The sequence below is a fragment of the Sphingomonas sp. CBMAI 2297 genome, assembly GCF_029870595.1.
Lineage (GTDB): Bacteria > Pseudomonadota > Alphaproteobacteria > Sphingomonadales > Sphingomonadaceae > Sphingomonas.
Map to the genome: position 1 here is coordinate 87287 of NZ_JAPDIR010000018.1, position 13320 is coordinate 100606.

At 69.3% G+C, this 13320-nt stretch carries 9 protein-coding genes; all 9 read left to right on the plus strand.

The features are described 5' to 3' along the window. Positions 1-184: 184 nt before the first annotated feature. The 9 genes from OMP43_RS19885 to OMP43_RS19925 are packed head-to-tail and all read left to right on the plus strand — an operon-like array spanning position 185 to position 13196. On the plus strand, positions 185-2002 hold the full coding sequence (locus OMP43_RS19885) for a class I tRNA ligase family protein (protein ID WP_280281291.1): 1818 nt from the start codon (positions 185-187) through the stop codon (positions 2000-2002). Next, a complete protein-coding gene (locus OMP43_RS19890; RefSeq protein ID WP_280281292.1) occupies positions 1999-5211 on the plus strand; it encodes an amino acid adenylation domain-containing protein in 3213 nt (1070 codons plus the stop codon). The genes OMP43_RS19885 and OMP43_RS19890 overlap by 4 nt, the downstream gene beginning before the upstream one ends. Positions 5212-5237: 26 nt before the next feature. Beyond that, the gene (locus OMP43_RS19895) at positions 5238-6575 is read left to right on the plus strand and encodes a SidA/IucD/PvdA family monooxygenase (RefSeq protein WP_280281293.1); all 1338 of its coding nucleotides are present in this window, start codon (positions 5238-5240) and stop codon (positions 6573-6575) included. A 13-nt stretch (positions 6576-6588) separates the two neighbouring features. Further along, on the plus strand, positions 6589-7401 hold the full coding sequence (locus tag OMP43_RS19900; RefSeq protein WP_280281294.1) for a cupin domain-containing protein: 813 nt from the start codon (positions 6589-6591) through the stop codon (positions 7399-7401). Between the two features lie 35 nt (positions 7402-7436). Then, positions 7437-9092, plus strand: a complete 1656-nt coding sequence (locus OMP43_RS19905; protein ID WP_280281295.1) for a GMC family oxidoreductase N-terminal domain-containing protein — start codon at positions 7437-7439, stop codon at positions 9090-9092. After that, positions 9089-10405, plus strand: a complete 1317-nt coding sequence (gene ectB / locus OMP43_RS19910; RefSeq protein WP_280281296.1) for a diaminobutyrate--2-oxoglutarate transaminase — start codon at positions 9089-9091, stop codon at positions 10403-10405. The genes OMP43_RS19905 and ectB overlap by 4 nt, the downstream gene beginning before the upstream one ends. A gap of 6 nt (positions 10406-10411) precedes the next feature. Beyond that, positions 10412-11452, plus strand: a complete 1041-nt coding sequence (locus OMP43_RS19915) for an FAD-dependent oxidoreductase (protein WP_280281297.1) — start codon at positions 10412-10414, stop codon at positions 11450-11452. Beyond that, complete coding sequence (locus tag OMP43_RS19920) at positions 11449-12420, plus strand: ABC transporter substrate-binding protein (RefSeq protein WP_280281298.1); 972 nt, start codon at positions 11449-11451, stop codon at positions 12418-12420. Before OMP43_RS19915 ends, OMP43_RS19920 begins: the two co-directional genes overlap by 4 nt. Then, the gene (locus tag OMP43_RS19925; protein WP_280281299.1) at positions 12420-13196 is read left to right on the plus strand and encodes a 4'-phosphopantetheinyl transferase superfamily protein; all 777 of its coding nucleotides are present in this window, start codon (positions 12420-12422) and stop codon (positions 13194-13196) included. Before OMP43_RS19920 ends, OMP43_RS19925 begins: the two co-directional genes overlap by 1 nt. Positions 13197-13320: the final 124 nt, after the last annotated feature.

Below are 13320 nucleotides of genomic sequence, written 5' to 3' on the forward strand. Positions count from 1 at the left end.
TCAACTGCAAAACACCACAATGAATGCAATAGCGTTTTTACAAATAGTGTATTCTGATAGCTTCGTGTGGACAGCTTTCATCACGATCTAATCTCCGCAGAAATTGCCTGTGATAGCATTCTCAGGGAATTTTTCTGCGGCTGAATCCGTTCGATATTTCACGATAATATATTGGGGGTGCTTTGTGAGCTATCTGGTTACTGCCGGCCCGCCCACGCCTAATGGCGACCTTCACCTCGGCCATCTTTCCGGTCCATATCTCGCGGGCGATATTCTCACGCGCTATTTGCGAATGACCGGCGAACGAGCGACCTATATCTCGGCCGGTGACGATCATCAGAGCTATGTCGCGCGCATGGCCAAGCAGGAGGGCCGCGACCCGGCAACCGTGGCGGCGGAGAATGGTGCGCGGATCCGCGAGTCCCTGGCGAGCGCCGGCATCGCGCTCGACCTGTTCGCCTCTCCGGCACAATCGCCACGCTATTCGGGTTTCATCGAGCGTTTCTTCCGCACCCTGCTCGACCGCGACGCGCTGGAGGAGCGGACCACCGATCAGCCCTTCTGCACCAGCTGCGACCGCTTTGCGTTCGAAGCGCATCTGCGCGGCCGTTGCTCGCACTGCGATGCCGAGAGCGACGGCGGGATCTGCGAGGCATGCGGCAAGCCGAACGCGGGTGCCGACCTGGTCGATCCCGTCTGCATCACCTGCGGCGGCACGCCCGAGCGCCGTCCGTTGCGCCAGCTCTGGTTTCCGCTCGAACGCTATCGCAGCGCCGCCGAGTTTACCTTCGCCTGCGCCTGGCTGAGCCCGCGGGCCCGCGCGCTGGTGGCCGAACTGCTGGCCCATCCGCTGCCCGACGTGCCCGCCACCCAGCCCGCCGAATGGGGCATAGCGGTTCCCGCGAGCGGCTATGACGACCAGCGCATCTCCGCCTGGTTCGAGCTTGGCCCACATTATCTGGCGCTGACCGACCTCCTGCCCGAGGCGAGGAGCAATCCGGGCGGCTGGCAGACGCCATGGACGGGGTTCGACAATGTCGTCCAATGCTTCGGCTTCGACTCGATCTATTTCCACGTCGTGCTGTTCCCGGCCATCTTTCAGGCCTTCGATCCCCGGCTCCGCCCGCCGATCGGGTTCATCGCCAACGAGTTCTTCCGCCTCGACGGAAGCAAATTCTCCACCAGCCGCGGCCACGCCCTGTGGGCCGGCGAGTTCCTGCGCGATCATGATGCCGATGCGTTGCGCTTCCACCTCGCGCGCGTCGCGCCCGAGATCGAACAGACCAATTTCACGCTCGACGCCTTCGAGGCGACGCGACGCGACGAGCTGATCGGCACCTGGGACGACTGGCTCATCGACCTCGCGAAACGCTGCGAGGCGGCGGGCGGGGTGATCCCTCTCGCGCCGGCGCCGCGCAGCGCGCCCATCGCCCTTGCCCGCCTCGCCAGCCTGTGCGGCGATCTCTCGAACTGCTATTCGGTGCAGGGCTTTTCGCCCAGCCGCGCGGCGCATCTGCTGAGCGAGATCGTGCGCGTCGCGCGCCGTTTCCGGGCCGAGCATGCGGTGTTCGACGGAAAGCCGGCCTCGACGATCGAGGCGGCGGGCGCGCTGGCGGTCGAGCTGGCCTTTGCCCGTGGCCTGGCGCTCGCGGCCGCGCCGATCCTGCCCGGCTTCGCCGAACGCCTGTGGCGCGACCTCGGCGAGCGCGGGGCGGTGGCGGATGCGCGCTGGGAGCTGCTGCCGTCGATGCTGACCGCGGGCACTTCGATCGCGCTCTCGACCTCAGGCTATTTCGATCGCGCGCGGCCCGGCAGCGAGCCGGCCCCGCCCGAGCCGCCCGCCGAAACGGACGCGGCATCGCCCCCGGACGATTCCGGAACCGTTCCCTCGGAGGCGGAAACCGAAGGCACCGAAGCGCCGGAGGAAACCACGGCCGAGGCACCTTCCCCGGCGGAGCGCACCGAAGCCGCGCCGCGCAGCAATCGGAGGCGGGCTCGATGACGATGACGGCGGAACGCCTCTATATCGACGAGGAGCGCGCTTCCTTCGCGCAAGAGCGGCTCTGGTTGCTGCAGCAGCTCGATCCCTCCGACAGCGGCTATAATCTGGTCCTCCCCATCCCGCTGCCGGCCGGCACCGACGCCGCGCTGTTCTCGGCGGCCATGGCCGACATGATCGAGCGTCACGACAGCCTGCGGACGCTGTTCGAGGATCGCGACGGCGTGCCCTGGCAATGCGTGCTGGCGCCCCATGCGCCGGCGGTGGTGGCGCACGATTTCGCGGCGCTCGCGCCCGAGGCACGCGAGGAAGCGCTCGCCGCATTGATCGCCAGCGAGATCGCGACGCCGTTCGATCTCGCCGCCGCACCGCCGCTGCATTGCCACCATGTCGATCTCGGCGAGGCGGGCACGCTGGCGGTGATCGCGCTCCACCACATCATCGCCGATGGCTGGTCGATGCACCTGTTCGCGCGGGACCTTGCCGAATTCAGTGCCGCGCACCTCGCCGAGCGCGCGCCCATGCTGCCGCCGCTCGATTATCAATATGTCCATTTCTCCACCTGGCAGCGCGATCAGGTCGAGCGGGGCGCCTATGCCGAGCAGCTCGACCATTGGGTGCGCACGCTTTCGGAAGCGCCCCCGGTGCTCGACCTGCCGCTCGACCGGCCGCGCACGCCGCAGCCCCAGGCGCGGGGCGGCACCTGGATCGTCCATTTCCCGGACGCGTTGCGCGACGGCCTCAACCAGCTTGCCCGGGCGGAGAATGCCACGCTCTACATGGTGCTGATGGCAGGCTATCAAGCGCTCCTGTCGCGGCTGGGCGGGCAGCACGACATCATCGTCGCCACGCCGGTGGGCAGCCGGCCCAGAGCCGAGTTCGACGACATCTTCGGCTGCTTTCTCAACAATGTGCTCGTGCGCGGCCGGCCCGCCCGCGCGCAGAGCTTCCGCGAGTTCCTGGCCGCGACCCGAGTGGCGGTGCTCGATGCCTTTGCGCATCAGGACGTGCCGCTCGAGGTGGTGATCGAGGCGGTCAAGCCGCAGCGCAGCCGCACCCACACGCCATTGTTCCAGACGATGCTGGTGCTGCAGAACGCCCCGCGCACGATGGAGGAATCCACGCCGGAGAGCGCGCCGGTCGACGGTCCCGGCCTCTCGCTCAACGCCAAGTTCGAGCTTTCCGTCGCGCTGTGGGAAACCGCCTCCGGCCTCACCGCCGCCTTCGAGTATCGCAGCGACCTGTTCGACGAGGCGACCATCGCGGCGATGGCCAGCGCCTATCGGGCGCTGCTGGCCGATGCGGTGGCGCGGCCGGACGCGCGGCTGGGCAGCCTCGCGCTGCTCGATGCGCCGACGCAGCGAAAGATGCTGCACGACTGGAACGCCGTGCCGCTCGACTATCCCGACACGGCGACGATCCACGGGCTGTTCGAGGAACAGGTCGCGCGGGATCCCGACGCGGTCGCGGTGATCTTCGAGGATCTGACGCTCAGCTATGCTGCGCTCAATCGCGCCGCCAATCGCATCGCGCACCAGCTGATCGCGCTGGGCGCGGGCCCCGAGACCTGTGTGCCGGTGGTCTGCGAGCAGAGCATCGAGATGATCGTCGCGCTGATGGGCGTGCTCAAGGCCGGCGCCGCCTATGTGCCGATCGACCCGGCCTTGCCGCAGAAGCGCGTCGAATATCTGATCGGCAGCGTTGCGCCCAAGGCGGTGCTGACACTGGAGCGCTTCGCCGGGCTGGTGGGCGATCCGGGAGCCCCGGTTATCCCGATCGACGGAGCGCACATGGCCGCGGGCGCCGATGCCGGCAATCCCGAGGTCGCGGTGTCGGCGCGTACGCTCGCCTATGTGATCTTCACTTCGGGCACCACCGGCCTGCCCAAGGGCGTGGAGGTCGAGCATCGCAGCGTCCTCCACCATCTCTGGGGCATGCGCGAGCAATATGCGGTGACCTCGGCCGACCGCTTCCTGCAGAAGCACCCGTTCAATTTCGACGTGTCGGTCTGGGAGTTCTTCCTCCCGCTCGCGACCGGCGGCAGCACGGTGATGGTGCGCCCGGGCGGCCAGCGCGACCTGGATTACATGATCGACCGGATCGTCGCGGAAGGCGTCACCATCGTGTGCTTCCTCCCCTCGGCGCTCACGGTGCTGCTCGACCATCCGCGCATCGCGCTGCTCGACGCCTCGGTGCGCTGGATGCTGTGCGGCGCGGAGACGATGGGGCGCGATGTGCCGACCCGCTTCTTCGAGCGGCTCAACGCCAGGCTGCACAATCTCTACGGCCCGACCGAGACGACCGTCCACAACAGCTGGTATGAATGCCTGCCGGGCGAGCAGCCCGCGGTGATCCCCATCGGGCGCCCGATGCCGGGCGTGCGCCTGTACGTCCTCGATCCCGAGCTGCAGCCGGTGCCGATCGGCGTGCCGGGGGAAATCCATATCGGCGGCGCCAGCGTCGCGCGCGGCTATCGCAACAGCCCCGACATCACCGAAGCCCGGTTCGTCGCCGATCCCTTCACCGACGGGCCCGATCCGCGAATGTATCGCACCGGCGACATCGGCCGCTTTCGCGCCGACGGCAATATCGAGTTCATCGGGCGGCGCGATCGCCAGTTCAAGATCCGCGGCTTCCGCATCGAGCTGGGCGAGATCGCGCACGTGCTGCGCCAGCACGAGCAGGTCCGGGAAGCGCTGGTGATCGTCCGCGAGGACATGCCGGGCGATCTGCGCATCGTCGCCTATGTCGTCGCGAGCGAGCCCGGATTGGGAGAGGCCGCCCTGCTCGAGCATGCGGCGCTGCACCTCCCGCGGCACATGCTGCCCAGCGCGATCGTGATGATGGACAGCCTGCCGCTCACCGCGAACGACAAGGTGGACATGCGCGTGCTTCCGGCGCCCGGCCGCTATCAGCGCGACGCGGGCCGAGCGCCCGAGGGCCCGATCGAGACCGGGCTGGCGGCGATCTGGAACTCGCTGCTCGGCTCGGCGGTGGAAGGCGTCGAGGACGACTTCTTCGACCTTGGCGGCCACTCGCTGCTCGCTGCCCGGCTGGTCGCCCATGTCCGCGCCCGCCTGGGCCGCGTGCTGCCGGTGCGCGCGGTGTTCGAGACGCCGAAACTCGGCGCGATGGCGGAAGCCATCGCCGCGGCACCGATCGCCGAGGACGATCTCAGCGCGATGCTGCGCCGGCCGCGGCGATCCCTTTGACCGAATCCAGCACGGGGCTCTGCCAGATGTACAATGAAACCGGGCTAAAATCCGCCGAAGTCCTCGAAACCGTCGCCGAGCCGGCGGTCGCCGCCGTCGATCTCGCCTGTATCGGCTTCGGTCCCGGCGGCATCAGCCTCGCCGCCGCCTATAGCGACTGGCGCGACACCCAGCCCGAGGGCGCCCCGGTCCCGAGCCTCCGGTTCATCGAGCGGCGCCCCGGCCCCGCATGGCAGCCCGGCCTGCTGATCCGCGGCGCCGACCTCAACCATCATTTCCTCCGCGACTTCGCCACGCCACGCGATCCGCGCAGCCGCTTCACCTTCGCCTGCTATCTCAAGGAAACCGGCCGGCTGTTCCAGTTCGGCCATCTCGGCGGGCGTGTGAGCCGTGTCGAATGGAACGACTATGTCGTCTGGACCGCCCGCCATTTCGATCCGCTGGTCCGCTATGGGCTGGCGGTGCGATCGATCGCCCCCGCGGCGATGCGCAACGGCACGCCGAACCTGATCGAGCTGGAACTGGACGACGGCAGCCGCGTCGCGGCGCGCAACCTGGTGGTGAGCACCGGCCAGTTCCCGCGCGTGCCCGAGCCGTTCCGCGCGCATCTGGGCCCGCGCATGTTCCACAGCGCGGGGTTTCTCGACCGGATCTCCGCCTTCGATCGTGCCGCGCCGCTCAAGATCTGCGTGCTGGGCTCGGGCCAGAGCGCGGGCGAGACGCTGTTGTGGCTCTACGATCATTTCCCCAACGCGCAGCTCACTTCGGTGCATCGCGGCCTGCCGTTCCGCCTAGTCGATATCGGCCATTTCAGCAACGAGGTCTTCTTTCCCGACCAGGTGCCCTATTTCCACGCCCTCTCTCCCGAGAAGCGGCGCATGGCCGCGCAGGAATATCACCTGACCAACTTCTCCGCGGTGGACATCGACATCAGCCAGGGCCTCTACTGGCGGATGTACGAGGACCGGGTGCTCGGCACGACGCGCGCCGAAGTCATCGCCCGCCATGCCGCCAGCGAAGTCGAGGCCGTGGGCGACGGATTCCGGATCCGTTTCGTCGACGGGCTCAGCGGCGCCGAGCGCATGGTGGACGCGGATATCGTCGTGCTCTGCACCGGCTATCACGAGCCCGCCTTCCCGCCGCTGCTCGAGCCGCTGCGCGAATGGATCGTCACCGATTCCAGCGGCGGCCCCGAAGTCGCGCTCGACTATCGCGTCCGGACCGCATCCGGGTTCGGGCCGGCGCTGTACCTGAACGGCGTCACCGAGCGCACGCACGGCGCCAGCGACGCCTCGTCGCTCAGCATGACCGCGCTGAAGGCCCAGACGATCCTCGAATCCTTCCTGACCAACCGGAATCGCTGAACGGAGCCGCCGCATGTCCACCTGGCTGTTTACCTATGGATCGAGCACCGACCCCGATCACTTCGCGGAGGATTTCGGCAGGCCCGAGGCCTTTGCCGCGGCGAGCGTGGCGGACTATCGGCTGGCCTTCGTCAATTACCGGGAATCGTTCGGAGGGGGGACTTCGGCGATCGTGCCCGCACCGGGCGCCGAGGCGATCGGCGTCGCCTATCGCATCACCCCCGAGCAGCGCGCGAGGCTGGCCGTCATCGACCCCGATTATGCGCTCCAGCCGATCCAGGCGCGCATCGGCGGCGAGACCGTCGAGGCCGAGGTGCTGCTGCCGCGCACGATCCATGGCTTCGCCTCGCCCACCGATGCCTATATGGCGCGGATTCGGTACGGCCTGACCGGCTTCTACCCCATCGCCCAGGTCGACGCCGCGATCCGCGCCGCGCTCGACCGGCGCTGGCTGTTCGACGGCCTTCCCGCGCAATGGGCGGCCGATGCCGAGCCGCGCATGGAATATGGCACCCTGTTCCGCCGGCTGCTGCCGTGGAAGGGGGGAGTCCGCACGCCCTGGGGCGGCGCCGTCGCCACCATCGCGCCGGGCACCGCCAGCGAGCTGTTTCCCCATGACGAGGAAGAGCTGGCATTCGTGCTGTCGGGCAGCGGCAGGCTGCGGCTCAACGCCCACGAGCGCGCGCTCGGCCAGGGCGACCTCATCTATTTCGAACCCGAATGCGAGCACGTCGTGACCAACGACCAGCCCGAGGAGCCGCTCGTCGTGCTGTTCCTCTGGTGGGGCGGGGCGGACGGCGTGGCGTGGGCGGGGCGCAAGATCTGACGCGATCCTTTCGCGTTTCTGGCGGGAGCGGAACAATGACGGACCTGAAGGCGGCAACTCTCAACCGGCGCGGTTTCCTGGGCGCCCTGGGCTCGGCGATGGCGACGGCCAGCACGGCCTCCACCCGCGCGGCGCTCGCCGCGCAAGACACCGAGTTCGACTATATCGTCGTGGGCCTGGGATCGGCGGGCTGCGTCGTCGCCAACCAGCTGAGCGCGAAGGCGGGCCTGCGCGTGCTGGCGCTGGAAGCCGGCCCGACCGACTATACGCCGATCATCCAGAACCCCGACAATTACTACAAGGCCAAGGGCTCTCCGATCTACGACTGGAACTATCAGACGATACCCCAGCCGCACATCGACGGCCGCATCATTCCCGCGCCGCGCGGCAAGGCCTATGGCGGATGCAGCTCGATCAACGCGATGATCTACATCCGCGGCAACCGCGCGGACTATGACAATTGGGCCTATCAGGGAAACCGGGGCTGGGCATATCAGGACGTGCTGCCGCTGTTCATCGCGGCGGAGGGCAATCGCGACATCCGCGGGCCGCTGACGGGCAACAAGGGCCCTCTCACCGTGCAGAATTATCCGCACAAGAGCCTGCCGGGCACGGCGTTCGTGCAGGCGGCGGTGCAGATGGGCTTCAAGGGGCCGGACTGGAACTTCAACGGCGCGATCCAGCAGGACGGCGCCGGCTTCTACCAGTTCACCATCCGCACCGAGCTGCGCGAGGGCAAGCCGCGGCTGGAACGGTGCAGCCTCGCCAAGGCCTATCTCCATCCCGCGATGGGGCGCACCAACCTCACCGTCCGCCACGATGCGCCGGTCAAGCGGCTGATCGTGGAAGGCGGCCGCGCGGTGGGCGTGGAATATGTCCTCGATGGCCAGACGCTGCAGGCGCGCGCAAGCCGCGAGATCGTCCTGTGCGCCGGCGCGGTCACTTCGCCCGCGATCCTGATGCGTTCGGGGATCGGCCCGGCCGACGCGCTGCGCGCGCTTGGCATCCCCGTCGTCCTGGACCTGCCGGGCGTCGGCGAGAATCTGCAGGACCATCCGGTGCTGCCGGTCGCCTATCATGCCATTCCCAAATTGCCGCCGCTCTGGGCCAGCGGCGTGCAGGCCGGGCTGTTCGTCAAGACGCAGAGCCATGCCCCCTCCGCGGCGCCCGATCTCCAGTTCCATTTCTGGCAGGGCGACGACGACGACGACAATTCCTTCTCCTTCTCGCCGACCGTGGTCCGGCCGTCGAGCCGCGGCCGGATCCGGCTCAAGTCGGCGGACTATACCGTCGCTCCCCTGATCGACCCGAACTATATGCAGACCCAGGCCGATATCGACGTGATGATCAAGGGCATGGAACTGTCCCGCCAGTTGGTGCGCCAGCAGGCGTTCAGAGGCATCGCGGGGGCGCCGCTGCACGATTTCGGATCGGCGAGCACGCCCAGGGAAATGGCCGATTATGTCCGCAAGAACGTGCGGACGATCTATCACCTCGCCAGCACCTGCAAGATGGGGCTCGGCGCCGATGCCGTGGTCGATCCGGAGCTCAAGGTCTATGGCATCGCCGGCCTGCGCGTCGCCGACGCCTCGATCATGCCCGAAGTGGTCAGCGGCAACACCAACGCCGCCTGCGCGATGATCGGCCAGCGCGCCGCCGACATGATCCTCGGCAAGGACAAGCGCCCGTGAGCCGGCGCCCCCGCGCCGACATGCCGACGCGCGGCACCGCTTCCTTCACTCGGCTGGAATCGGAGGTCCGCGTCTATTGCCGCGGCTTTCCCGCGGTGTTCGCGCGCGCGCACGGCGCCGAGCTCTTCGACGAAGAGGAGCGGCGCTATCTCGACCTGCTCGTCGGCGCGGGCGTGCTGAACTATGGGCATAATCCGCCCGAGATCGTCGCGGCGGTCAGCCGCTATCTGGCCGATGGCGGGATCGTCCACGCGCTCGATCTGCACACGGTGGCGAAGCGCCGGTTCCTCGACGCGTTCGAATGCCACATCCTCGCCCCGCGCGGCCTGGACTACAAGATCCAGTTCACCGGCCCGACCGGCGCCAACGCGATCGAGGCGGCACTCAAGATCGCGCGTCGGGTCACCGGCCGGAGTTCGGTGATCGCCTTCACCAACGGCTATCACGGCGTGTCGCTCGGCGCGCTCGCGGCGACGGGCAATTCCGCCAAGCGCCGCGCCGCCGGCATCGCCCTAGCCGGCGTCGACCGGATGCCGTTCGACGGGTATCTCGGCAGCGACGTCGATACGGCGGCCTATCTCGCACGGATGCTCGCCGACCCCGGCAGCGGGATCGATCCGCCGGCCGCGATCCTGCTGGAAGTCGTGCAGGCCGAAGGCGGGATCAACCTGGCCTCGGATCCCTGGCTCCGCGCCATTGCCGAGATCGCCCGCGCCCACGACGCGCTGCTGATCGTCGACGACATCCAGGCCGGCTGCGGGCGCACCGGCAGCTTCTTCAGCTTCGAGCGCGCCGGAATCCGCCCCGACATCGTCTGCCTCTCCAAGGCGATCGGCGGAATGGGCCTGCCGATGTCGCTGGTGCTGATCGCGCCGGAGCATGATTGCTGGCGGCCGGGCGAGCACAACGGCACGTTCCGCGGCCACAATCTCGCTTTCGTCGCCGCGACCGCCGCCATCGAGAGCTATTGGCGCGACGACGGGCTGGAGCGGCGCGTGGCGGCCGGCGCCGCGCACCTCGAGAAGCGGCTGCGCGCGCTGCCGGGCCATGGCGGGCCCGATGGCTTCGCGCTGCGCGGCCGGGGAATGATCCGCGGCCTGGCATGGCGCGATACCCGTATCGCCGGGCAGGTCTCGGCGGCGGCCTATGCGCGCGGCCTGATCGTCGAGACCTGCGGCCCCCGGGACGAAGTGCTGAAACTGCTGCCGCCGCTGACGATCACCGCGTCCGAGATCGACGAGGCGGCCGATCTGCTGGGCGAGGCGATCGCCGACATCGTCCCCGTCCCCGCCACTGCGCTCGAGACGGCCTGACCGGCAATGCGTGGGCCCAGCCTTCTCGTCGTGGGGGCTGGCATCAACGGCCTGTGGATCGCCTGGCGCTTCCTGCGCGCCGGCTGGCGCGTGACGCTGGCGGATGCCGGGCCCCTGCCCAATCCGGCGGCGGCATCCTGGGACCAGCATCGGCTGATCCATCCGCTGGGCGCGGAATCCGAAGCGGATGTCCATGCCATCGAAGCGGCGATGGGGGGCTGGGCGGAACTCTGGTCGCGGCTCGGCCACAGCCATTATCGCCAGACCGGAGGCCTGCTCGGCAGCCGCATAGAGGCGCGCGCGATCTTCCTGGGCGCCGCCGGCTGGCCCTGCCAGCGCGTGGGCAGCGCCAGCCTGGCGGCCCTGGTGCCGGGGCTGCGGCGCCATCCCGAAAATGGCGGGCTATGGACGCCCCGCGCCGGCGTGCTGCTTGCCGACCGCATCGTCACGGACATGGTCCGGCTGATCGACGGGCTCGGCTGTCGCCTCCTGCCCCACCGGCCCATAATGGAGGAGGAGATCCGCGAAGGACGGCTGAAGCTCGACCATGGCGAACGCCTTGAGCACGACCTGACCATCGTCGCGGCGGGTGCGGGCACCGGCAGGGCGATGCGGGCACTGGCGCCGCGCCTCGCCATTGTCGAGCAGACGATGTTCTATTTCTCCGCGCCGCGAGCCTGGGAGCGCGCGCCTCTCCTTGTCGATTTCGGTCCGGGAGACGATCTCTGGGCCGCACCGCCGATCGTCGGCACGATGCTCAAATTCGCCGCCAGCGACCTTGCCGTGGCGGAGGGCCCGTTCGACGCCGACGCGCTTTCCGAGCGGATCGACGAGACTTTCCGCACGGCCGAATGGCGGTTCGTGCGCCAGGCACGCTGCGGCTATGCCCGCACGGCCGACGGAGCCCGCATCCTGGAGCCCGTAAAGGGTACCGACCAGCGCGTCTGGGTCGTCGCTGGCTGCAATGGGGGCGGCTTCAAGCTGGCGCCGCTGGTGGCGGACCTGGTCTGGCAGCATGCGCCGGGCCATGCGGGCGCGCTTGCATGACATCGCCCGGGCCCGGCTGGGCGACGCTCCTCGCGCGATTGCCGCAACCCGGGCCGGGCCGGGCAACGATCGGCCTCGCGATCGATACCGGTCCCCACGGGGCCGATCTGCTCCGGGCGGCGGCGGCATTGGCCGGGGACTTTCCCGGACTCGGCTATCTCTGGCACGACGACGGAGCGAGCGCCGAAGGCGGCGCGGCGGCGGCGCGGGCAATGATCGAGCGGGGCGTGCGGCTGCTCATCGGCCATTTCAACAGCGCATCGGCGCTCGCCGCGGCCCCGCTCTATGCCCGGGCCGGCGCGGTGCTGCTGGCGCCCGGCGCGACGCATCCCGCCTTGACCGGGGCGATGCCGCATTGCTTCCGCCTGTGCGCGCACGACCTGCGCCAGGCGCGGCTGTTCGCCGAGGAGCTCGCCGCCACCGGCGAACGCCCGGTGCTGATCACGCAGCGCATTCCCCATGGCAGGAGCCTTGGCGATGCGGTCGAGAGCCGCTTGCGGACAGCCGGACATACGCCGCTGCGGATCGATGCCGGCCACCCCGCCGACCTCCCGGCGCTCCCGCCCGGGCCGGTGGCGGTGATCGGGCGCCATGCCTTTGCCGCCGCCCTGCTGCCGCGCCTGGCGTCGCACCCGCTGGTGCTGCTGAGCGACGATTGCCGCACCCCGAAGCTGCTCGACGCGATCGCCCCGGGCACGGCCGACCTGCGGGTGGCGGCGATCGGCGGCGCGGACGATGCGATGCCGGGCGGCGGCGCCTATTCGCGAACCAGCCGCGCGGCCATCGAGATATTGGCGGGAGCGGTGGAAATGGCGGGCCCCGACCCGGTCGCGGTGGCGGAAACGCTGCGCGCCCGGCTTTGGCCCACCTGCCTCGGCATCGTCGGGTTCGACGCAAAGGGCGAACCGATCGGGATCGACTGGCACTGGCTGCGGATCGCGCCGGCCCTTGCGATGGAGGTGAACTGATGCAGGCAACCCGGATGCCGTCCGGCACCGTCGCGCTGTGGCTGATACCGCGCGAGGGAGAGCATCGCGACCGCGCGGCCGAGCTCGCGGAGCTCGACGCCGCCGCCCGCGCGCGACTGGCGGATATCCGCGCGCCCGAAGCGCGCGACGCCCAGCTCCTCAGTCGCGCATGGCTCGCCCGCATGCTGCGCGCGCAATTCGGGCCGGCGAGCGCCGGCTGGAGCGTCGGTGTGGACTGCAACGGCCGCGCGACCCTGCGAGACGCGCCGCCCGGGATCGCCATCGCATTCGCCCATGGCCGCGACACCATCGCCCTGGCAATCGGCCATGATTGCGGCACCGGCCTGGGCATCGATCTCGAGGACCGGCTGGGCCGCGACGATCCCCTGCTCGCCCCGGTGATGCTCTCCCCGGCCGAGCTCGCGCACTATCACTGCCTCGCCACCGGAGAACGCCGCCGCCGCTTTCTGCTCGCGCGCTGGGTGGCGAAGGAAGCCTATGCCAAGGCCTTGGGCAGGGGGTTGGCGCTGGGGTTCGACGCGATCGACACGATCGAGGTCGCGCCGGGGCATTTCGGCATCCGCGATCCCTATGCGCCGAACGATGCGGCCTGGCAGGTCAGGCTGCTCGAGCCCGACCAGGGCACCGCCGTCGCCGTGGCGCTGGCGCCGCCCGGCAACAGAATGATCGCGATCGACCTCCGCGATCCGGACGGGTTTGGATGGTGCATCACCACCGGCGACGAAAAATGGGTCGCCGAACCCAGCCCCGCCTAGAGACTCAATCCCCGGCCGGCCGCCAGGCTTGTCCGCTCCTGGAAGGCGCAGGAAATTGCCCCGCCCGTTGGGGGAACGGGCGGGGCAATTTCCTGCGCCTTCCAGGAGCGGACAAGCCTGGCGG